Genomic DNA, 19698 nt, shown 5'->3' with positions numbered 1-19698 from the left:
GATGGCCGGAACGACACTCGCGACCGCGTCCGAACCGCTGGTCGCCGCGGGGGCGACGGGGCTGCGCGACTGGTTCCTCGACGACGCCTACGGCGCGGCGATGCGCGTGCTGGCCGAGGCGCTCGGCGTCGAGATCCTCGCGTCGCCGTTCATGCAGCGGGCGTACCTCGCGGCGGTCTGCGTCGCGGTGATCTGCCCGGTCGTCGGGAGCTTCCTCGTCCACCGGGAGATGGGGCTGATCGGCGACACGCTGGCCCACACGGCGTTCGCGGGCGTGGCGCTCGGGCTGTTCGTCAACGCCGCCTTCGAGCTGTCGGTCTCGCCGCTGCTCTCGGCGCTGGTCGTCGCCGTCATCGCGGCGGTCCTCGTCCAGACGCTGGTCGAGCGGCTGGGCCTGTACACCGACACCTCGCTGGCGATGGTGCTGACCGGCGGGTTCGCGCTGGGCAGCGTCCTCGTGACCGCCACCGACGGCGGCATCGCGGTCGGCATCGACGCCTACCTCTTCGGGTCGCTCGCCACCGTCTCCCGGGGGAACGTCGGCGTGCTCCTCGCGCTGACGGTGCTCGTGGTGGCGGTCGTCGCCGTCGCCTACCGACCGCTCCTGTACGCGACCTTCGACGAGACGGCCGCCCGCGCGGCCGGGATCGGGGTGACCCGCTACAACTACGTCCTGGTCGTGCTGACCGCCGTCGTGGTGGTCGGCGCGATGCAGATCATGGGCGTGATCCTCGTCGCCGCACTCCTCGTCGTCCCCGTCGCGACGGCGAGCGCGGTCCGCGGGTTCCGGCGCTCGCTGGTCGCGGCCGTCCTGGCGGCCCAGGTCGCGACGATCGCCGGCGCGACGCTGTCGTACCTGTTCGGCGTCGCCGCCGGCGGGACGATCGTCCTCGTCGCGCTCGGCTGCTACGTGGCGAGCCGGGTGGTCGCGCTCGCCTGGAGCCGCGTCGCCGACGTATGGCGGCGCACCGCTCGCGCGGTCTAGTCCATCCAGTCGGGGTTCGCCCGCGGCGGCGCGAACACGTCGATCCCGTCCAGCGGCTCGTCGCCGGTCGCCTCGACGCTGTGGGGTTCCTCGCTCGCGAGGTGGTAGGAGTCGCCGGAGCTGACGGGGAACTCCTCGCCGTCGACGACGAACACGCCCGACCCGCTCGTGATGTAGCCGACCTGCTCGTGTTCGTGGCTGTGCTCCGGAACGACCGCCCCCGGCTCGATGTGGACGTGTTGCATGCTCATCCGCTCGCCGACCGCGAGCTGTGTGAGGTGGACGCCGTCGGTGACTTCGACCGTCTCGTTCGCCGAGTGTGCTTCGACCTGCATGGATCGCCTGTGGGCGTGCCCGCACCTAAGCGTAGCTGTTGCTCGATAGGATCGTCGGATAGCGTCGTGAGTCGATCGGGTGTCTCTGGTCGAACCGGTTTGAAAGAATGTAGCGAGGCAGCGACCGCACTCGGCTCGACCGTACTCGACAGCAAGCGCTGAAAGCCCTCGCCGCGCTCGCGGTCGCTGAGCGGGATATCCGCGCTCTCCGCACCGCCCGCGCGGATAGTGCCCGCTCAGGCGACTATCGGCGCGAGCGCGCCTCGCCCTTTCAGTCCGCCAGGACAGCACCGCGACCGCACGACACCGCAACCGCACAGCACCGCAGACGGCCACGAACCTCCCCAGCCGATTCGCGACACGCGAGTCGCGAATCTCTCGCGCGATTCCGTCGCGGCACGGAGGCCGCCAACGTCAGAGTGAGCTCTGACGGCCCATCGGAATCGCAGGCGATTCCGAGACGACAGCGCGCGCCGACCGCACCGCAACCGCCCACTGCAACAGCTACGCCTGCAGGCAGCATCCGGGCGGAGCGCCGGTTCACCGGACGCGAGGGAGCGCAGCGACCGAGTCGTCCGGCCTTTTTCACTCATGTTTTTGCCGCCCGGGTTCCCCGCAGGTCGCCGCGGGCGACCGAGGAAACCCGGGCGGGAAAGAGATGGTTTAGAAGAACTGGAACAGGTCGTCCCGTTCCTGTTCGTGGAGGTGGTGGCGGACGGCCTCGGTCATGGGTTCGATGGAGCCCCGTTTCGCGGAGATGGGAGCGATGGTGTTCTGCCACTGCTTCCAGGGGGGATAGAGGCCGAGGCGGTCGCACAGCTCGTTCAGCCGCTCGTCGCGGTCGTCGACCTTGTCCATCTTGTTGACGGCGACGACGACCGGGATGTCCACGTCGCGGAGGAAGTGGAACATCTCCACGTCGTAGGGCACCTCGTCGGGGCCGGAGTGGCGGTCGATGATGTCGATTGCGGCCTTGCCGTCGACGACGAGGACGGCGACCAGGATCTTGTCGGCGTTCGATTCGATGTAGCGGACGATGTCGGTCTTGGTCTGTTCGCGCACGTCCTCGGGGACGCCCTCCATGAAGCCGAAGCCGGGGAGGTCGGTGATGACGAAGTCCTCGGCGGCCCAGTCGAAGTGGTTGGGCGAGCGGGTGACGCCCGGGCGCTGGCCGGTGTCGAAGGTGTGGCCGGTGAGCTCGCGCATGAGCGTCGACTTGCCGACGTTGGACCGGCCGACGAGGACGACCTCGGCGTCCCGGTCCGGGCGTGACTCGAACATGGGCGGTCCTACACCGGGCGGGTGGAAAAGGAGCGCGTTCGCGCCCGGCGGACCGCGGGGGCGGGCGCGACGGATCGCTGATCGGTCCGATCAGCAAAACTAAACGACAGCCGCCCGGAGGAGAGGGTGCATGCGCCGCCGTGAATACCTCCGTTCCGCAGTCGGCGCTGCCGGTCTGGCGGGGATCGCAGGAAGCGCCCTGACCGCCACCGGCAGCGACGACGACGCATCGCCCTCCTCCCGAACGACCGCGACGCCGACCGCCACCGCCGGGCCGACAGAAACCGCAACAGCGACCCCGACCGGCACCGACGCCGGCGACGGTTACGGCCCGCTGGCCAGCTTCGACGTGTCGAACGACCAGGGCGGGTTCCAGACGACCGAAGCGGTGATGGAGCCGTCCGGCCGGTACGCGTTCGCCTCCCGGATCGACGGCTTCTACGTCGTCGACTGTCAGGACCCGGAGAACCCCGAGGTCGTCGGGACCTACACCGGGATCACCGCGTCGGGCGGCCGGTCCATCACGGGCTTCTACGACATCAAGTACAACCAGGGTCGACTGATGCTGGCGACCTCCGCGGCCGCAGAGGCGTTCCGCGGGATCGCCATCTACGACGTGTCGAACCCGCTGAACCCGCGGCCGATGAAGACCTACGAGACGACCTACACGATCCACAACTCCGACCTCCACGGGGAGTACGCGTACCTGACGACCGGCCGGGAGCTCGACGTCGTCCACGTCGCGCCCGACCAGCCCGAGTCGGTCGCGAAGTGGTCGCCCGCCGAGTACGACGCGGGGTACGGGGAACTGTCGGGCAGCCTCCTCAACCTCCACGACATGTACGTCCAGGACGAGCGCGCGTACCTGGCCTACTGGGACGGCGGGGCGTGGATCCTCGACGTGTCCGACCCCGCGAGCCCCGAATACGTCGGGCACGCCGCCGAGTACTCCCTGTCGGAACTGCAGGACGTGAGCGGGACCGACGTGTACGAGTACGCGATGGAGCCGGAGGGCAACGCCCACTACGTCCAGCCCGACGACGACGGCGACCTGCTCGCGGTCGGCGGGGAGAGCTGGAACCTCGAAGGGGGCGTCGACGACGACGAGTCCGACGAGGAGGACCTGGGCGGCCCCAGCGGGATCATCCTCTACGACATCGGCGACGCCGCCAGTCCCGAGCGGCTGACGGAGATCGAACCGCCCCAGCCGCCGGAGGGCGAGACCGCCCGGCGACAGGGCGGCTACTACACCACCTCGCACAACTTCGAGATCGCCGGCGACTACCTCTACTCGTCGTGGTACCGCGGCGGAGTGAAAGTCCACGACATCTCCGACCCGGCGAACCCCGAACAGCTGGCCCACTACGAGAACGGCGACCGCGCGAGCTTCTGGACCGCGCGGGTCGGCGTCCCCGGCGAGTTCTTCATCGCGACGAGCTACGTCCACCCGACCGAGCGGGACGGCCCCGGCGCGTTCTACACGTTCCCGGACCCCACCGATAACCCGGCGACGGTGACCCCCTCCGGCGCCGAGATCGACCTGCCGACCGACACGCCCGAACCGACCGACACGGCGACCCCGGCCGGGACACCGACCGAGTCGCCGACCGCCACGGCCACGCCGTCGGCTTCGCCGACCGACACCCCGACCGCCACGCCGACCGACACCCCGACCGCGACCGGCGGGACCGCGACGAGCGGGATGGCCGGCGAGACCGCGACGGCGGGCGGCGCGGCCGGCGAGGGGGACACGGCGACCGGCAACGCGGACGCGACGACCAGCGGGGACGGCCCCGGGCTGGGCGTCCTGTCGGGGCTCGCGGCGCTGGGCATCGGCGCCTGGCGGCTCGGCCGCCGCGACGAGGAGTGACCGCACCGGTCGCGCCGACCCGCCGGTCTCGCCGGTCCGCCAGTCGCGCCGACCCGCCGGTCTCGCCGGCCTCGCTGACTCACCGGTCCGCCGGTCCCGTCGACCCCACCGGGAAACTGATACCCGTCGACCGCTAGGCCGTGGACGTGCATCGACGCCAGTTCCTCCGGGCGGTCGCCGGGACCGCCGCCCTCCCGACCGCCGCCCTGGCGGCCCGCGACGGCGACGCCCGCCGGGTGGAGTCGGAGGCGAGCCCGGTTGCGAACGCGACCGCGACGCGTGACGGCTCGGTTGCGACGGCGACTCCCTCCGGGACGCCCACGCCGACACCGACGGACGCGGTTGCGACGCCCACCTCGGGGTACGAGCCGCTGGGCAGCGTCGCCGTCGCGGGCGCGACGGAAGCGGTCCTGACGCCCGACGGCGACACGGCGTTCGTCGCGGTCGGCGACGGCTTCGCCGTCCTCGACCTGACGGACCCGGCGGACCCGACGGTCGTCACGAGCGAGCGCGACATCTCGCCGCCGGGCACGACCCAGCGCATGGGCGGCGTCCGGGACGTGAAGTACGACGACGGCCGCCTGCTCGTCGGCGGCCCCGCGGGCTACGACCCCGACAGCTTCTACGGCGTCGCACTGTTCGACGTGTCCGACCCGACCGACCCCGGGTTCCTCCGGGCCTACGAGACGGCCTACCCGGTCCACAACTGCGACCTCGCGGGCGAGTACGCCTACCTCACCCGGAGCGACCGCGACGCCAACCCGCTGCTGGTCGTCGACGTGGGCCGCGACCAGCCACGGGAGGTCGCCCGCTGGTCGGTGCTGGACCACGACCCGGTCTGGGAGACGGTCCCCCAGCAGCTGCGGACGCTGCACGACGTGTTCGTCCGCGACGGCTTCGCCTACCTCGCCTACTGGGACGCCGGGACGTGGATCCTCGACGTGAGCGACCCCGCAGACCCCGGGTACGTCGCGGACGTTCGCGAGCGCGACCCCGAGACGCTGGCCGCCCTCGACGGGCTGGCGGTCGCCCGGGAGTACTCGGAGCCGCCGGGCAACGACCACTACGCCGCGACCGATCCCGACAGTTCGCTGCTCGCGGTCGGCAAGGAGTCGTGGAACTCCAACTTCGGGAAGGAGGGCACCACGCCGGGCCCCGACGACCCCGGCGGCCCGAGCGGGATCGCCGTCTACGACATCGCCGACCCGCGTTCGCCCGAACACCTGTCGACCATCGACCCGCCGCCGACGGCCGACCCGAACGTCAACGGCGTCCGGACGACCGCACACAACTTCGAACTCGCCGCCGGCCACCTCTACTCGTCGTGGTACCGCGGCGGGGTGGCCGTCCACGACCTGTCGGACCCGGCCGACCCCGAGCGGGTGCGGTACTTCCGGCGCTCGTCGACGACGAGCTTCTGGACCGCACAGCTGGCGGCGCCCGGCGAGACGGTCGTCGCCACCAGCTACTACGACCCCTCCGACCCCGACGCGCCCGCGAGGGTCTACACCTTCCCCGACGTGGACCGGGCGACGCCGACACCGACGCCCGGGCGATCCGGCGCGACGACGGCCCCGACCGGGTCGGGTGGCCCGGCGACGGATGGAGGCGGCGACGGCGGAAACGCGGGCGCTGACGGGAGCGGCGACGGTGGCGGAAGCGGCGTCGGAACCGACGCAGTGGAAACGGGGGGCGCGACCGCGGGCGACGGCCCGGGGTTCGGCCCCGCGGCGGCGCTGGCCGGGCTGGGGATCGGCGCGTGGCGGTTGCTCGACGGTAGCGACGAACCGGGAGACGAGGAGTAGCCCTCAGAGAGCGTTCTCGACGGCGCTGGCGACGCTGCGAGCCTTCTCCGCGAGCGCCTCGGGGACGTGGCCGGCCGCGACGGCGGCGTCGAGTTCGTCGTCGTCGACCCGCTCGACGCGACCGTCGGCGTGTCTGACCACGTCGACGTGCAGGTCGACGTAGCGGACCGCCGACGGGAACACCTCGACCGGGGTGCAGATATTGACGTACGTGCCCCGTTTCTCGCCGTCGTCGCCGCGGTAGACGGTCGGGTACCACCACTTGCCCTCCGTGAGTTTCGTCACGGCCACGTCGCCGGCCTGCTGGTCGACGCCGAGCGCGTCGTAGGTGCCGCGGCCGGACATCTCCCGCTCGACGACGACGGTGCCGTCGGCGTCCCGGCGGGTCACCTCGCCGCTGCCGAGCGAGAACATCCGGCCGTCGGGCTTGCCGTGGTCGATGCGGACGCTGTCGCCCTCCGTCGGGCCGAACTGGCGAGTAACGGCGTCGAACGGGAAGTCCGTCTCCCCGCCGGTCCCGGCGTCGGGGCAGACCGCCTCGACGAAGTCGACGGCCGCGCTGGCACTGTTGGTCGCGGCCTTCGTGCGGTGGTGGCCGGGCATCGTCGCCGTCACGTCGCGGCGGCGCTCGTCGAGCCCGAACCGCGACTCGCGGCCGAACCAGACCCAGACGGTCGCCTCGCCCGGCCAGTAGCAGTACGGGGCGGCCTCGTCCGGCGCGGGCGCGTCGTCGAACGCCGAATCGAGCGCCGCGGCGCGCTCGCCGACCCCTTCGAGCGCGTCACCGAGAGCATCGAGGTCCGCGTCGTCGGCCGCCCGGTCCCAGTCGGTGCCCCAGCCCTCGGGCGGGTCGACGGGCAGCAGGTCGGCCAGCTCCGGGCCGTTGCTGTCCGGCGACGAGCCGCGGACGAGCGTCGCGAGGCCGGCCTGGACGCGGACCGTCGTGTCGAGGACCGGCCGGCCGTCGCTCCAGGGCGCGGCGGGCTCTTTCACCTGGACGCGCAGCCGGTCGCCCTCCTCGACGTGTGCGGCCGTCTTCGAGTACGGCAGGAAGCCCTCGGGGTCGGTGCCGGCGACCGGGGGCAGTGAAGCGGGACCGGACTCCGCCTGTTCGTCCGCGACTGCGCCGTCGCCGAGGTCGACGACGGCGCCGCTCCCGAGCGTCTCTGTCACCTCGCCGGCGTAGACGGCGCCCCGCGGCGTCGGGTCGCGCCACGCCAGCGCGTCGGTGCCGACCCCGCGGGCCGCGTCGAGCGCCGCCGCGACCGCCGCCCGTTCGCCGACGAGCCCGACCCCCTGCCGGTCGTCCGTCGTCGCGACCGCGGCCCCGGCGGGCGCGACGGCGAACTCGTCGTCGAAGCGGTCGCGTATCGGCGGCGACGCCTGCACCACGGACAGGCCCGCGTCCTCGAACAGCCGGGTCAGCGCCGTCGTGTAGATGCCCCGGACCCGGACCGTCGGAACTTCGCCGGCATCGCCGGCGCCCCCGTCGCCGGCCGCATCCGCGCTCGCGTCCGCCGCTCCGTCATCGCCACTCATAGGGCGTCGCGGTCGGCGGCGAAGCGGACCCGGTCGTCGACGGTCGGCCCCAGGGAGAGTTCGACCACGTCCTCTGAGAGGACGCGCCCGCCGGTGACGGGGACGCCCCAGGAGTCGAACCGGAGGTACCCGCGGATGTCGTCGGCGTGGGTGAACAGGTCGAGGTAGTCGACGGCGTGTTCGGGGAACTCCTCGGCCGAGTGTGCCTGGTCCATGTCGGAGTACACGGCGTCGCGGTCGGCGAAGAACGCTTCGAGGTCGTCGGCGGCCTCGCGGGTCGCCTCGACGACGCGCTCGGAGGCCGCCCGGATCTCCTCGGTAGAGAGGCCGGCCTCGCGGAGCGCCGCCTGCGTCCGCTGGTCGAAGTGCATACCCGCGGGTTCGCGGGCGGGGCTTGAAAACGTCGCGGTCACGCCCCGCGGCGGTGGTTCCCGCTCCGGGCCGGGGCGAGCCGCCGGTCGGTGCGGTGGTCGCGGTGGTCGGCCGGTCAGATCGTCGCGCGGAGGACGAGCACGAGGAAGCCGAACATCGCCCCGAAGGCGATGACCGTCTTCGGGTCGATGCGGATGGCGTTGCGGTCCTCGGCGTCGAAGTACCGGACCAGCCCCGCGCTGGACATCAGTCCGCCGCCGTCGTTGCTGCTCATGTCTGTTCGTCCCACCCCCGTCCGCGTAAGCCTTTCGCCCTGCCCCTGACCCGCGACCCCGCGCCGGTGGCCGCCCCCTCGGCGGATGCCGCCCTCGAAGGTGTCACTCGGGCGACCGGCGAACCCGTCGAACGGCGGTAGTGGAAACCCTTATCCCCGCGGATTCGCAACTTCCGATGACCCATGACAGTCACGCTCAAGGACTTCTACGCCGACTGGTGTGGCCCCTGCAAGACTCAGGACCCGATTCTCGACGACCTCGAGGAGGAGTACGGCGACGTGCAGTTCGAGAAGATCAACGTCGACGAACAGCAGGACGTGGCCAACGAGTACCACGTCCGCTCGCTGCCCACCCTCATCGTCGAGAACGACGACGGCATCGTCGAGCGGTTCGTCGGCGTCACCCAGGCCGACGACATCGAGGACGCCCTCCAGCAGGCCTCCGCGTAGAGCGCCCTTCCTGATCTCCGTTCTCACCCGCCCCGACAGCGCCGGCGGTAGCGGGCCGTCCAGCCGCTCGTAACGAACCTGGGAACGATAACGACTTTCCGAAGCGGAGGCGGACGGAGGCCATGGTCACGCTCGGCCTCGTCGTCGCGGAGTTCTACGAGGAACTGGCGGCAGAGATGGAAGCGCGGGCGCGGACGAACGCCGACCGGCGGGACGCGACGGTCGCGGAGCGAGTGCCGGTTCCGGGCGTCTACGACGCGCCGCTTGCGGCCGACCGGCTCGCCCGCCGGGACGGGGTCGACGCCGTCGTCGTGCTGGGCGTCGTGATCACGGGCGACACCGACCACGACAGGGTCGTCACGCACACGGCCGCGCGGCAGTTGAGCGCCGTGAGCGTCGACCGGGACACGCCGGTCACCTTCGGCGTCCAGGGGCCGAACATGAGCGCGGCGGAGGCGCGCGAGCGGATCGACAAGGGAGCGGCCGCCGTCGATGCGGCCGTCGACCTGGTCGAGGCGTTACCGGAAGCCGCCGAGTAGGGGGCGGCGTCGCTAGTGGAACTTCACGCCCACGTCGTGTAGCCCCTCGTTGTTCATCGCGATGTTGATGAGCAGCGGGGTCAGCGCCTCGACCTCGGCGGCGTTCGCAATGCCGCCGGCGGAGACGGCCCGCAGCCCCTCGATACCCTCGGCCAGCGCCGAGACGGTGTCGACGGCGTCCTCGTCGTCGCCGACGACGAGGGTGTCCACGTCGAGGTCGGCGTCGAGGTTCGCGAGGCGGTCGGCGGCGAGGTTGTGGAACGCGCCGACGACGGCCACCTCGTCCGGCGCTGCGCCGGCGGCCAGCGCGGTGACGCTCCCGGCGCCCGGCTTGTTGTAGTGCATCCCCTCCTCGTCGCGTTTCATCCCGACGGCAGGCGAGACGAGCACGTCGCCGGCGTCGAGTTCGTCGGCGACCGCCTCGATCGTATCGGTGAGGTGGTACGCGGGGACCGCGGCGACGACCACGTCGGCGCGGGCCGCAGCCGCCGCGTTCTCGGCGCCCGCGACGTCGGCGTCGACCCCGCGGCTGTCGAGTTCGGTCGCGTACTCCTCGGCCTTGTTCTCGGCGCGCTCGGCGTCCCGGGAGCCGACGACGACGGTGTGGGAGGTGTGGTACGCCCACCGCAGCGCCAGTCCCTCGCCGATGTCGCCGGTCCCGCCAAGCAGTGCGATGTCCATACCGGGCCCGTAGGCCGAGATCAGGATAAGGGTTAGCGATTCGGCGAACTCGGCGGGGCGCCACCCCGGTCCCGCGTCAGTTCCCGCCGGCGTCCTCGTCGTCGCCGTCCAGGAGTTCCGGCAGGTCGTTGACGGAGTCGACCACCGCGGTCGCGCCGGCGCGCTCGTACTTCCGGCGACCCTCCTCGCCGGTCAGCCCGCCGGTGAGGACGCCGACGCCGCGGTATTCCCGGTCGGTGTCCTCGCCGGTGGCGTTGACGGCCGTCCTGATGTCGTCGAGCGTGTCCCCGACGAAGACCACGGAGTCGGCGTCGAAGCGCTCGGCCAGCGTCACCAGCGCGCGGGGGTGGGGTTTGCCCTCCTCCCAGTCGTCCATCGTGAAGCGGTGCTCGTCGGGCACGTCCAGCCCGACGCGGTCCAGCGCGATGTCGGCCTCCGCGGCGGGTCGGCCCGTCAGGACGCCCACGTCGTAGCGGGCCCGGAGGGCGTCGACCGTCTCCCCGTCGAGGATGACGGGTTCATCGTGGATGTACCCCGGGGTATCCATCTCGGGCTCGCCGCCCTCCAGTTCCCGGTAGAGGTCGGTACCGAGGTACAGCTGCTGGAACACGTCCCGGAGGCGGTCGGGGTCCCACTCGTTCATGACGCGCTCGCGCTCGGCGGGCCCCAGCGCGTCGAGGACGACCGTCTCGGCCGCGGAGACGCCGCCGCCGGTGGCCGCCACCCGGTCGGTGAAGGAAGGGAGCGACAGCCCCAGCCCCGCCCCGTCGGCGAGGACGTACAGCGCGGCGGCGTAGGTGAGCTCCCAGTCGTTGTTGAACCCTCCGGCGTCCTTGAACTGCTGGACGGCGTCCTTCGGGATGGTGTCGCCGTAGACCCGCGACACCGACTCGACGATCGCCCGGCGGTAGGAGTCGGCCACGTCGACGAGCACGCCGTCGACGTCGAGCACGACCGCGTCCGCGTTCATTCGTGTCTCCCGGGATGTCCTCCGTGCAAAAGTCCGTTCCGACTCGGGAGAAACTTCGGCAAGGGCGGTGGCGATGCGGCAGGAGTGTGCGGTACGTGGGAGTGAGCGGCGCGGTGGCGTGCGCTGTCCGCTGCGGTCGTTGCCACGCCGCGATCAGCCCCGTGCGACGAACAGCGTCTCGGCGGGGATAGTCTCCCGCTCGACGGGGACGAGCGGCTGGTCGGTGCCCAGCGTGGTGAACATGAACGCGGCGTCGGCCTCCCGGGCGGCGGCCAGCGTCGGCCGGTGGAGCTCCGGCGGGAGGTTCAGCGCGTACACGAGGTCGGCGTCGGCGTACACCGGCGGGTCGGGGTCGGTCACGTCGTCGACGACGAACCGGACCGAATCGGGCGCCGACCGGGGTCGGCGGTCCGTGGCGGTCACGTCCGTCCCGGCCTCGGCGAGCGCCTCGGCGACGACGGTGCGGCGGCCGATCCCCACTTCGACGGCGGCGTCGAACTCGGCGAAGCGGGCGACCAATGCCTCCAGCGTCTCGGGGATCACAGCGGGGAGTTTATCACGGCGGCACGCATAAACGTCCCGTATGCACGTCGACATCGTGCCGGTGGGCGACGTCCGCGCCGAGGTCAAACGCGAGGCCTCGGCGAGCCTCCGGGCCGTCTACGAGAGCGACGTGACGATGCACGACACGCAGTCGATCCCCTCCGGCGCGTACGACCGCAGCCGCGACCAGTACAGCGCGGAATCGTTCATCAAGCTCGCCACCCGCGTCGGCGACGGCGACAAGAACATCGCCATCACGCCCAAGGACCTGTTCTACCACCGCCGCAACTACGTCTTCGGGCTCGCCTACCTCGACGGCAAGGGGTCGGTCATCTCCACCTACCGGCTCAACACCTCCTCCGACGGCGGCATCTCCCGCCGGTCCGACGAGGACGTGTTCTCCGACCGCGTCCGCAAGGAGGTCATCCACGAGATCGGCCACACCATGGGCCTGGAACACTGCGACAACAAGCGCTGCGTCATGAGCTTCTCGCCCACCGTCCGCGAGGTCGACATCAAAGACGAGGCGCTCTGCGGCACCTGTCAGCGACAGGTCATGTGACCGCGATCCCCGGAAACCGACACAGAACGGCGCTGTCGCCCGTCTCCGACCGTTCCGTGTCGGTACCAACGTGGTTAGGCATCAGCGCTATTCCCGGTCCCCGCCAAGCGGGAGTGATGAGCGAAACCCAGAACCCCGATCGGACGCGCGAGCTCGGTGAACTGTTCGTCTCGGTCACCGGCGACGACACCGTGACGGAGTCCCAGGAGGCGGACGGCGAGAAGGTCTCGGACTCGGAGGACGACGAGTACGCGCCGGACGACGACGGACTCGGCGGCGCCATCGACGCGGACCTGGACGGCGCATCGAACTGACCGGGCGGCTGCCCGGTCGTCGCGAGCGCGACAGTCCCTCTGTTTCCGAGCGGTGCGGGCCCCTCCTCGCTCCTGACCCCTCGTCGGTGCGGCGGCGGCACTTTCGACGTGGACCCCCCAGCGGCGCGAGGGTCGCCTGTAAGGCACCTGATTGAAATGGAGCGGATTCGATCGATGGGCATGGACACGGAGCGCGGGTGGGGGGCCGGGCCGCTGGCGGTCGCCGCCGTGGGGTCAGTGCTCGCGGCGACGGCGCTGGTCCACCACGGGTCCGAAGTGGCGACGCTCGAGTCGGTCCCCGGGCCGCTGCTCGCCCTCCTGATCGACGGGGTCCCGGCGGTCGGGCTGGTGTACGCGGGCTACCGCCTCGAGCACACCGACCTCGACGCCGAGTACCGGTGGGTGGCGGCCGTCTGGTCGCTCGGCGGCGTCGTGGTGTTCACGACCGCGGTCGGGCTGACCATCGCCGTCCGGTTCCTGGAGGACAGGGCCGTCTCCGAGCCGGCGTTCACGCTGCTGGTCGCCGCCGCGTTCGGCGGGCTTGCGGGCATCGTCGCGGGCTACTACCGGGCGCGGGCGGTCGCCGACGCCACCCGGGCCGAGCGGGCCAGCGACGCGCTGGCGTTCGTCAACGGGCTCGTCAGGCACGACCTGCGCAACGACATGCAGGTGATCCGCGCCTACGCCGGGGAGATCGAGGACGCCGACGCGGCCGACGACGGCGTCGCCGAGCACGCGGCGGTCGTCCGCGAGAAGACCGACGAGGCGTTCGAGCGCATCCACACCGCGGGCTCGCTGGCCAAGACCGTCGCCGGCGAGGCCGACTACGAACCCGTCGACCTGGCCGCGGTGGTCGACGAGGCGGCCGCCAGTATCGAGGCGGCCACCGCCGCGACCGTCGCGACCGACCTCCCCGAGCGGGCGCCGGTCGTCGCCAACGCCGGCCTCCGGTCGGTCGTCGACAACCTCGTCGAGAACGCCGTCGAGCACAACGACAGCGACGATCCGCGGGTCACGCTGGCCGTCGAGCGCGGCGCCGACGCCGTCACCCTGACCGTCAGCGACAACGGGCCCGGGATCCCGTCGGAGGACCGCCCCAGCGCCTACCGCCACGGCGACGAGACGGCGGGCGGCGGGCTCCGCATCGCCGCGACGCTCGTCGAGCGCTACGGCGGCGACCTCCGGATCGCCGACGGCGGGGGCATCGGCACGGACGACGGCGCGACCGTCGTCGTCGAGCTACCGCGGGCCGACACGGGCGACGGTAGCGACGACGGCGCGGACGGTTCCCGGCCCGACCGGCCGGCGGTCAGCGGGTAGGTCACGGCAGGGTCGAGAGCGGCGTGTGGAGGGCCGGAGCGGCGAGGCGTCGGATGTCAGGGCGAACGGACCGGCAGTTCACGCGAGTTCGGCGCGGCGGAACCGGAGGTAGCCGACGGTTACCGAGCCGAGCGACCACGCGAGCAGGACGGCGACGTGGAACCACGCCCGTTCGTAGACGGCGTCGGGGGCGCCGCCCATGTGCGCGAACCGCTCGTACTTCTCGGCGCCCTGGGCGAAGACCGGCCTGATCAGCCCCCCGTAGGCCCGCAGCGGGGACAGCGCGTCGACGAACTCGCGGGTCGACGCCGAGAGCCCGGTCCCGAGGAGGTCGCCGACGGCAGAGAGGAGCGTCCCGAGCGTCAGCGGCGGGGTGACCCCGAGCCAGAAGGGGACCAGGACGAAGTAGACGGCGACGGCGCCGAACATCGCCCGCGAGCGACCGGTCACGCTCGCGGAGATGGCGACGAAGATGCAGACGAACGTCGCCACGTACAGCGCCGAGGCGACGGCGAACAGCGCGAACGCGGCTGGGTCGGGCGCGTTCTCGAAGGCCGCCAGCGCGACGGCGAAGCCGACGGCGAGGCTGGCGAGGACCGCCGCGACCGCGACGCCCGCCCGCGAGGCCACCTTGGCGGCGACGTAGCCCGGCCGGCTCGCCGGCAACCCCATGACGTACTTCAGCCGCCCGCTGGCGCGGTCGCCGGCGACGGCGAGGTACGACAGCGGCGCCAGCAGGACCGGACCGACGAGGATGAACAGCAGGGCCACGTCGTTCAGTGTCCGGTAGGGGTCCGCGAATAGGTCCATCTCCGCGAGGAAGACGAGCGCGACGCTGACGACGAAGGCGCCGACGACGCCGAGGACGACGTGCGACCGCGCCGCGTTCAGGAAGTCGTCGCGGGCGACCGTGAGGGCGTTCGTCGCCACGCTCACCCACCTCCCAGCAGCGGAAGGGAGCGGTTGCTCCCGTCGTCTCCCTCCACGGCGGCCTCGCCGGCCCCGACGCTGCCGGCCGCGCGCCGGGTCGAGCCGGTACCCGACGTGTACTCGTCGAAGACCGATTCGAGCGAGACGTCCTCGACCCCGAAGTCGCGGACGCGGGTGCGCTCGGTCAGCCGGGCGACGACGGCGGCCTTCGCCTCGGGCCGGGAGCACTCCGCGCGGACGGTGTCGCCGTCGACCGTCACGTCGGCCACCCCGTCGATCCCGTCGAGGGCCGACGGCTCCGGGGGCTCCGCGACGGTCACGTCGAGGACCTCGTTCGCGCCGAGCTCCGCCCGGAGGTCGTCGATGGCGTCGACGGCGACGAGTTCGCCCCCGGCCATGATCCCGACCCGGTCGCAGACCTGTTCGACCTGCCCCAGAATGTGCGAGGAGAAGAACACGGTCGCGCCGCGGGCGGCCTCCTCGCGGACGATCTCCCGGAGCCGCCGGATCCCCGACGGGTCCAGCCCGCTGGAGGGCTCGTCGAGGACGAGCAGGTCCGGTTCGCCGACCAGCGCGACCGCCAGCGCGAGCCGCTGGGTCATCCCCGTGGAGTAGCCGCCGACGGGGCGGCGGGCCGCACCGGGGTCCAGCCCGACGCGGTCGAGGACGGCGTCGGGGTCGTCGTCGGCGCCCGTCGCCTCGACGGCGGACCTCACGTGGTCGCGGGCGGTCAGGTTCTCGTAGAACTCGCAGCCCTCGGGGAGGAGCCCGGTCCGGGCCCGCACCGCGCGGGCCTCGGCGGTCGCGTCGTGGCCCAGCACGGTCGCCGACCCCTCGGTCGGCCGCCGGAACCCGAGCAGGAGGTCGATGGTCGTCGACTTCCCGGCGCCGTTGGGCCCGAGGAAGCCGAAGACCTCCCCCGAGTCGACGGCGAGGTCGAGTCCCTCGACCGCGCGAACGTCGCCGTAGCGTTTCGTCAGGGCGGTGGTCTCGATGGCGGGCATCGCACTCGCCGCTACCGACCGCCCCTGATTAATCCCCGTCCATTGTTCAGGATCTGGTAGGTTCGCGGTATCGGCGTACACCCGCGATCCGGTCGAGGCCGGATCGGTCCGGTCCCGGGCCGGATTTCGTCGGTGTAGGTACCGCTCTATGGGTGTATCCCGATACACCCGTCGGACCGGTGGCGGAACGGACGCGTGGTATTAAGGGCGAGAGCGAACCTGTCCGAATTATGGGTGGTAGATCCGCCTCGCTGCTCACGAAGAAACAGCGCGACCGCATCCGCGAGGGGTTCGACGGCATGGGGGAGGAGAAGGTCCGGCGCGACCAGCAGCGCGTCCGCGAGCGCGTGCGCGCCGGCCTGCTCGACTTCGAGCTGCTCGCCGACTACCCGGACCGCCAGCTCGAACTCGCCGTCGACGACCTCTCCGACGAGGAGCTGCGGCGCGCGCTCGCCGACGCGCAGCTGGTCGCCGAGCGGGTGCGGCTGCTCCGGGGGTACGACCGCGACGACCTGGCCGTCCGGACGCGCGAGCGGGCCGCGGACCTGGCGAGCGAGGCCGACGACGCGGCGACGCTCCACCGGGTCGACCTCCGGACCGCCGCGGAGATACGCGGCGAGACCGAACGCGAGGTTCGCGAGCGGCTGAGCGCCGACCCGTGGGACGAGCGCGCCGACGGCGCGCTGAAGCTCGCCGCGAGCGCGCTCGTCGTCCTGTCGGGACTGTGGGCCGCCGAGTGGCTGACGCCGTGGCCGCTGCTGAGCGACGGGGGCGTCGAGGCGGTCCTCTTCATCCTGGTCGCGGCCGCGATGGTCCTCGCGATCGGCGCGGCGGCGCTGATCAAGACCGCACAGGCCCTGAAACACGACGTGGTCCCCGCGGTCCGGACGCTCCGCAGGGACCCGTCGGCGGCGGTCCGGAGCGCCGTCGCCCTGGTCCGGCGTCCCGGCCGGACCGTGCGGCGCGTCTGGGAGGAACTGTAGCCCGGGACATCCGAACCCTCATATCCGAGCCGGCCCGTCCGTCGAACCGATGGACCACGTCGCCGTGTTCGGGATCGGGAGCACGAACTTCCGGTCGGCCGTCGCCGCGACCGACGGTGAGCTGCTGACCGAGCCCGCGGTCGAACCGACGCGGCCTCGCGATCTCGCCGACCAGCTCGTCGCGGCGGTCGACGACCTGCGGGGGGCGACGGCTCAGGACCTCGACGCCGTCGCCGTCTCGACGACGGGGCTCGTCGACGACGCCGACGGAGCGATCCGCAGATTCGACACTCCCTCCGGGGAGACGCTCGACCGGATCGAACTCGCCGAGCCAGTCGACCGCGCCCACGGGCTCCCCGTCACGCTGGTCAACGACTGCAACGCGGCCGCGCTCGGGGAGTGGTACTACGGCGCGCGCCGCGACGAGCGCTGTCTCGCCCACCTCACGTTCGGGACCGGGATCGGCGGCGGCGTCGTCGAGGACGGCCGGCTCCACCGCGGCGAGAACGACCAGGCCGGCGAGTTCGGCCTGCTGCCGGTCGCGCCACACGAGTTCGAGAGCACGGGCGTCGCCGGCGCCTGGGAGGCCGTCGCGTCCGGCCGCGGGATCCCTGAGTTCGTCGCCCGTCGTCTGGACCGCGACGGGGCGGATGACGAGTCCGCGATGGACGAGTCCGCCGCGCCGGGCGACGCGGCCACATCGGGCGACGGCTCCACCCTGGACGACGCGCCGGCCGACCCCGAGTGGTTCGACGGCGCGGCGACGACGGCCGCGGACGTGTTCGCGGCGGCCGACGCGGGCGACGCCCTGGCGGGGGCGTGTCTCGACGAGGTCGCCCGGTACGACGCCGCCGGGGTCGCGGCGGTCTGCAACGCGGTCGACCCCGGGCTGGTCACCCTCGGCGGCGGCGTCGCGCTGCACAACCCCGAGTGGATCGTCGCCGGGATCGAGGAGCACCTCGACCGCTACCTGTTCGTCGACCGCCCGACGGTCCGTATCACGCCGCTGGGCGACGACATCGACCTCTACGGGGCGCTGGCGGCCGCCCGGGCCGAACCGGAGTGAAAACACAGGCTGGTCGCCGCGACTCCGCGGCGAGACGCGGTCAGTCGCTGTAGTAGTACTCGCCGGCGTTCTTCTGCTCCCGATCCAGCTGACTGCCGGGCTTGTTGATCCGCGGGCGGCCGGTGCGCTCGTCGCGGCGGAAGGTGATGTCGAGGTTCGCGAGGAACTCGTTCATGCCGTCACGCATGCTCACCGGCGGCGAGGCGTGGCCGTGTGCGGCCGGTTCGCCGTCGAAGACGAGCATCCGGTCGGCCAGCAGGTCGATCATGTAGATGTCGTGGTCGATGACGAGGGCGGTGGCGTCGTGGTTCTCGGCGTAGCGGCGGATGGCCGAGGTGGCGCGGACCCGCTGTTCCACGTCGAGGTGCGCCGAGGGCTCGTCGAGCAGGTACAGGTCGGCGTCCTCCGAGAGGCAGGCCGCGATGGCGACGCGCTGGCGCTCGCCCCCGGAGAGGTCGGTCAGGTTCTGCTCCATCACGCGGTCGAGCTGCAGCGGGTCGGCGATCTCCGTGTTCCAGTAGGAGGTGCCGAAGTCGTCGGTGATAGAGGAGAGGAACGCGTCGACGCGCATCGGCTGGTCGATCTCGACGTACTGGGGCTTGTAGGCGATGTCCAGCCGCGCGTCAACCTCGCCCTCGTCGGGCTCCAGCCGGCCGGCGAGCATCTGGGCGAAGGTGGACTTCCCGATGCCGTTCGGCCCGACGACGCCCAGCACCTCGTTCTCCTGGATCGCGCCGCCCTCAACGTCGAGCGAGAACTCGCCGTCGCCGTAGGACTTGGTGAGGTCGGGGTACTCGACGACGACCTCGCCCTCGGCGCTGGTCCGCGGGGCGTGTTCCTCGAAGGTGATCGACTCCTGGCGGACCCGCATGTTCTCGTTCTCCAGGTAGCCGCCGAGGTACTCGTTGATGCCGTTTTTCGTCGATTTGGGGCTCGTGATGACGCCGAACGCGCCCGACGAGCCGTAGGCGACGTGGATGGTGTCGGCCAGCAGGTCGAGGATCGCGAGGTCGTGCTCGACGACGAGCATCGAGCGGCCGCCCTCGTCGGCGAGTTCCCGGACGAGTCGCGCGGCGGTCATCCGCTGGCCGATGTCGAGGTAGGGCGTCAGCTCGTCGAGGAAGTAGAAGTCGGCGTCGCGGGCGAGACACGCCACCAGGGCGACCCGCTGGAGCTCGCCGCCGGAGAGGGTGTCGATGTCCTGGTCGACGACCGGGCGGATCCCGACGCGGTCGATCAGCTCGTCGAGCGCGCCCCGCTCGTCGGTCCGCTCCAGCAGCTCGCGGGTGGTCCCGTCGAACTGGTCGGGGATCTGGTCGACGTACTGCGGTTTGCGCGCGACGGTCACGTCGCCCGCCCGGAGCTCTTCGAGGTAGGTCTGCAGTTCCGTCCCGCGGTACTCGTCCATGACGGTCTCCCAGCCGGGCGGGTCGCCCGACACCTGGCCGAGGTTCGGGGCCATCTCGTCGGCGAGGATGCGGACCGCGGTGGTCTTCCCGATGCCGTTGGGGCCGAGGATGCCCGTCACCTGCCCCTCCTGGGGGGCGGGCAGCCCGTAGAGGGCGAAGGCGTTCTCGCCGTAGCGGTGGACGGGCTCGTCGTCGAGTTCCTGCGGGAGGTTGATGATCTCGATGGCGTCGAACGGGCACTTGTTGACGCAGATACCGCAGGACTCGCCGAGGCAGATCTCCTCGGAGATGTGGATCTGGTCGGGGTCGCCCTCGAAGGGCTCGCCCTCCTCGAAGCGCTCCTCGCGGGTGACGATACACTCCTTGCCCGAGCGGTTCGGCGGGCAGAAGTTCGCACACTCGTAGTTACAGCGGTCCGGCTGGCAGCGGTCGAGGTCGACGACCGCGATGGAGTCGTCGGCCATGG

The 19698-nt window shown here is 72.0% G+C and carries 21 protein-coding genes; 10 read left to right on the top strand and 11 right to left on the bottom strand.

What is annotated here, in order from left to right:
• Nucleotide 1: 1 nt before the first annotated feature.
• Complete coding sequence (locus E3328_RS18905) at nt 2–985, top strand: metal ABC transporter permease (protein WP_135366192.1); 984 nt, start codon at nt 2–4, stop codon at nt 983–985.
• Here E3328_RS18905 and E3328_RS18900 read toward each other — a convergent pair.
• On the bottom strand, nt 982–1320 hold the full coding sequence (locus E3328_RS18900; protein WP_135366191.1) for a cupin domain-containing protein: 339 nt from the start codon (nt 1318–1320) through the stop codon (nt 982–984). The genes E3328_RS18905 and E3328_RS18900 overlap by 4 nt on opposite strands.
• A gap of 663 nt (nt 1321–1983) precedes the next feature.
• Nucleotides 1984–2601 carry a GTP-binding protein EngB gene (gene engB / locus E3328_RS18895; RefSeq protein ID WP_135366190.1) on the bottom strand — a complete coding sequence of 206 codons (618 nt, stop codon included), beginning with the start codon at nt 2599–2601 and terminating at the stop codon, nt 1984–1986.
• Between the two features lie 130 nt (nt 2602–2731).
• On the opposite strand from engB, the gene E3328_RS18890 reads away from it, so the two are divergent.
• Nucleotides 2732–4471 (top strand): hypothetical protein, encoded by a 1740-nt coding sequence (locus E3328_RS18890; protein ID WP_135366189.1) that lies wholly within the window; start codon nt 2732–2734, stop codon nt 4469–4471.
• A gap of 146 nt (nt 4472–4617) precedes the next feature.
• On the top strand, nt 4618–6276 hold the full coding sequence (locus tag E3328_RS18885) for an LVIVD repeat-containing protein (RefSeq protein WP_167837477.1): 1659 nt from the start codon (nt 4618–4620) through the stop codon (nt 6274–6276).
• Between the two features lie 3 nt (nt 6277–6279).
• Here the strand turns inward: E3328_RS18885 and E3328_RS18880 are convergent, their stop codons facing one another.
• From E3328_RS18880 to E3328_RS18870, 3 genes are all read right to left on the bottom strand, one after another.
• On the bottom strand, nt 6280–7815 hold the full coding sequence (locus E3328_RS18880) for a ribonuclease FAU-1 family protein (RefSeq protein ID WP_135366187.1): 1536 nt from the start codon (nt 7813–7815) through the stop codon (nt 6280–6282).
• Nucleotides 7812–8186 carry a DUF7532 family protein gene (locus E3328_RS18875; protein WP_135366186.1) on the bottom strand — a complete coding sequence of 125 codons (375 nt, stop codon included), beginning with the start codon at nt 8184–8186 and terminating at the stop codon, nt 7812–7814. The genes E3328_RS18880 and E3328_RS18875 overlap by 4 nt, the downstream gene beginning before the upstream one ends.
• A gap of 116 nt (nt 8187–8302) precedes the next feature.
• A complete protein-coding gene (locus E3328_RS18870; protein ID WP_135366185.1) occupies nt 8303–8461 on the bottom strand; it encodes a preprotein translocase subunit Sec61beta in 159 nt (52 codons plus the stop codon).
• Between the two features lie 183 nt (nt 8462–8644).
• Between E3328_RS18870 and E3328_RS18865 the strand changes: the two genes are divergently transcribed.
• Together E3328_RS18865 and ribH are read left to right on the top strand one after the other, a co-directional pair.
• Complete coding sequence (locus E3328_RS18865; protein WP_135366184.1) at nt 8645–8911, top strand: thioredoxin family protein; 267 nt, start codon at nt 8645–8647, stop codon at nt 8909–8911.
• Between the two features lie 122 nt (nt 8912–9033).
• Nucleotides 9034–9450: a 6,7-dimethyl-8-ribityllumazine synthase gene (gene ribH / locus E3328_RS18860; RefSeq protein ID WP_135366183.1), complete on the top strand. Its 417-nt coding sequence runs from the start codon at nt 9034–9036 to the stop codon at nt 9448–9450.
• Nucleotides 9451–9462: 12 nt separating this feature from the next.
• On the opposite strand, the gene npdG is transcribed toward ribH, so the two are convergent.
• From npdG to E3328_RS18845, 3 genes are all read right to left on the bottom strand, one after another.
• Complete coding sequence (gene npdG, locus E3328_RS18855) at nt 9463–10131, bottom strand: NADPH-dependent F420 reductase (RefSeq protein ID WP_135366182.1); 669 nt, start codon at nt 10129–10131, stop codon at nt 9463–9465.
• A gap of 76 nt (nt 10132–10207) precedes the next feature.
• Nucleotides 10208–11101, bottom strand: coding sequence for a TIGR01548 family HAD-type hydrolase (locus tag E3328_RS18850; RefSeq protein WP_135366181.1), 894 nt, complete (start codon nt 11099–11101; stop codon nt 10208–10210).
• A gap of 153 nt (nt 11102–11254) precedes the next feature.
• Nucleotides 11255–11644 carry a UPF0146 family protein gene (locus tag E3328_RS18845; protein ID WP_394345916.1) on the bottom strand — a complete coding sequence of 130 codons (390 nt, stop codon included), beginning with the start codon at nt 11642–11644 and terminating at the stop codon, nt 11255–11257.
• A 40-nt stretch (nt 11645–11684) separates the two neighbouring features.
• On the opposite strand from E3328_RS18845, the gene E3328_RS18840 reads away from it, so the two are divergent.
• The 3 genes from E3328_RS18840 (at nt 11685) to E3328_RS18830 (ending at nt 13840) form a co-directional block, all read left to right on the top strand.
• Nucleotides 11685–12206 carry an archaemetzincin family Zn-dependent metalloprotease gene (locus E3328_RS18840; RefSeq protein ID WP_135366179.1) on the top strand — a complete coding sequence of 174 codons (522 nt, stop codon included), beginning with the start codon at nt 11685–11687 and terminating at the stop codon, nt 12204–12206.
• A gap of 116 nt (nt 12207–12322) precedes the next feature.
• A complete protein-coding gene (locus E3328_RS18835; RefSeq protein WP_135366178.1) occupies nt 12323–12520 on the top strand; it encodes a hypothetical protein in 198 nt (65 codons plus the stop codon).
• 180 nt (nt 12521–12700) lie between these two features.
• Entirely contained in the window at nt 12701–13840 is a 1140-nt protein-coding gene (locus tag E3328_RS18830) for an ATP-binding protein (RefSeq protein ID WP_167837476.1), read from the top strand.
• Nucleotides 13841–13918: 78 nt separating this feature from the next.
• Here E3328_RS18830 and E3328_RS18825 read toward each other — a convergent pair whose 3' ends face one another.
• Nucleotides 13919–14770, bottom strand: coding sequence for an ABC transporter permease subunit (locus E3328_RS18825; RefSeq protein WP_135366176.1), 852 nt, complete (start codon nt 14768–14770; stop codon nt 13919–13921).
• 2 nt (nt 14771–14772) lie between these two features.
• Nucleotides 14773–15774, bottom strand: a complete 1002-nt coding sequence (locus E3328_RS18820; RefSeq protein ID WP_135366175.1) for an ABC transporter ATP-binding protein — start codon at nt 15772–15774, stop codon at nt 14773–14775.
• Between the two features lie 230 nt (nt 15775–16004).
• Here E3328_RS18820 and E3328_RS18815 point away from each other — a divergent pair, with 230 nt between their 5' ends.
• Nucleotides 16005–16757 (top strand): hypothetical protein, encoded by a 753-nt coding sequence (locus E3328_RS18815; RefSeq protein ID WP_135366174.1) that lies wholly within the window; start codon nt 16005–16007, stop codon nt 16755–16757.
• A 49-nt stretch (nt 16758–16806) separates the two neighbouring features.
• Complete coding sequence (locus tag E3328_RS18810) at nt 16807–17823, top strand: ROK family protein (RefSeq protein ID WP_135366173.1); 1017 nt, start codon at nt 16807–16809, stop codon at nt 17821–17823.
• 40 nt (nt 17824–17863) lie between these two features.
• Here E3328_RS18810 and E3328_RS18805 read toward each other — a convergent pair whose 3' ends face one another.
• Nucleotides 17864–19696 carry a ribosome biogenesis/translation initiation ATPase RLI gene (locus E3328_RS18805; RefSeq protein ID WP_135366172.1) on the bottom strand — a complete coding sequence of 611 codons (1833 nt, stop codon included), beginning with the start codon at nt 19694–19696 and terminating at the stop codon, nt 17864–17866.
• Between the last annotated feature and the right edge of the window lie 2 nt (nt 19697–19698).

It is taken from the genome of Halosimplex halophilum, from assembly GCF_004698125.1.
Classification (GTDB): domain Archaea; phylum Halobacteriota; class Halobacteria; order Halobacteriales; family Haloarculaceae; genus Halosimplex; species Halosimplex halophilum.
Note: the sequence above shows the minus strand (reverse complement) of the source record. Positions and strands in the feature narration are given on the sequence as shown.

Coding starts and splice junctions, on each gene's coding strand:
- E3328_RS18905 (WP_135366192.1), top strand. CDS start 2: ATGGCCGGAACGACACTCGCGACCGCGTCCGAACCGCTGGTCGCCGCG.
- E3328_RS18840 (WP_135366179.1), top strand. CDS start 11,685: ATGCACGTCGACATCGTGCCGGTGGGCGACGTCCGCGCCGAGGTCAAA.
- E3328_RS18870 (WP_135366185.1), bottom strand. CDS start 8,461: ATGAGCAGCAACGACGGCGGCGGACTGATGTCCAGCGCGGGGCTGGTC.
- E3328_RS18810 (WP_135366173.1), top strand. CDS start 16,807: ATGGACCACGTCGCCGTGTTCGGGATCGGGAGCACGAACTTCCGGTCG.
- E3328_RS18830 (WP_167837476.1), top strand. CDS start 12,701: ATGGACACGGAGCGCGGGTGGGGGGCCGGGCCGCTGGCGGTCGCCGCC.
- E3328_RS18890 (WP_135366189.1), top strand. CDS start 2,732: ATGCGCCGCCGTGAATACCTCCGTTCCGCAGTCGGCGCTGCCGGTCTG.
- E3328_RS18880 (WP_135366187.1), bottom strand. CDS start 7,815: ATGAGTGGCGATGACGGAGCGGCGGACGCGAGCGCGGATGCGGCCGGC.
- npdG (WP_135366182.1), bottom strand. CDS start 10,131: ATGGACATCGCACTGCTTGGCGGGACCGGCGACATCGGCGAGGGACTG.
- E3328_RS18805 (WP_135366172.1), bottom strand. CDS start 19,696: ATGGCCGACGACTCCATCGCGGTCGTCGACCTCGACCGCTGCCAGCCG.
- E3328_RS18815 (WP_135366174.1), top strand. CDS start 16,005: ATGGGTGGTAGATCCGCCTCGCTGCTCACGAAGAAACAGCGCGACCGC.
- E3328_RS18875 (WP_135366186.1), bottom strand. CDS start 8,186: ATGCACTTCGACCAGCGGACGCAGGCGGCGCTCCGCGAGGCCGGCCTC.
- E3328_RS18835 (WP_135366178.1), top strand. CDS start 12,323: ATGAGCGAAACCCAGAACCCCGATCGGACGCGCGAGCTCGGTGAACTG.
- E3328_RS18900 (WP_135366191.1), bottom strand. CDS start 1,320: ATGCAGGTCGAAGCACACTCGGCGAACGAGACGGTCGAAGTCACCGAC.
- ribH (WP_135366183.1), top strand. CDS start 9,034: ATGGTCACGCTCGGCCTCGTCGTCGCGGAGTTCTACGAGGAACTGGCG.
- E3328_RS18850 (WP_135366181.1), bottom strand. CDS start 11,101: ATGAACGCGGACGCGGTCGTGCTCGACGTCGACGGCGTGCTCGTCGAC.
- engB (WP_135366190.1), bottom strand. CDS start 2,601: ATGTTCGAGTCACGCCCGGACCGGGACGCCGAGGTCGTCCTCGTCGGC.
- E3328_RS18865 (WP_135366184.1), top strand. CDS start 8,645: ATGACAGTCACGCTCAAGGACTTCTACGCCGACTGGTGTGGCCCCTGC.
- E3328_RS18820 (WP_135366175.1), bottom strand. CDS start 15,774: ATGCCCGCCATCGAGACCACCGCCCTGACGAAACGCTACGGCGACGTT.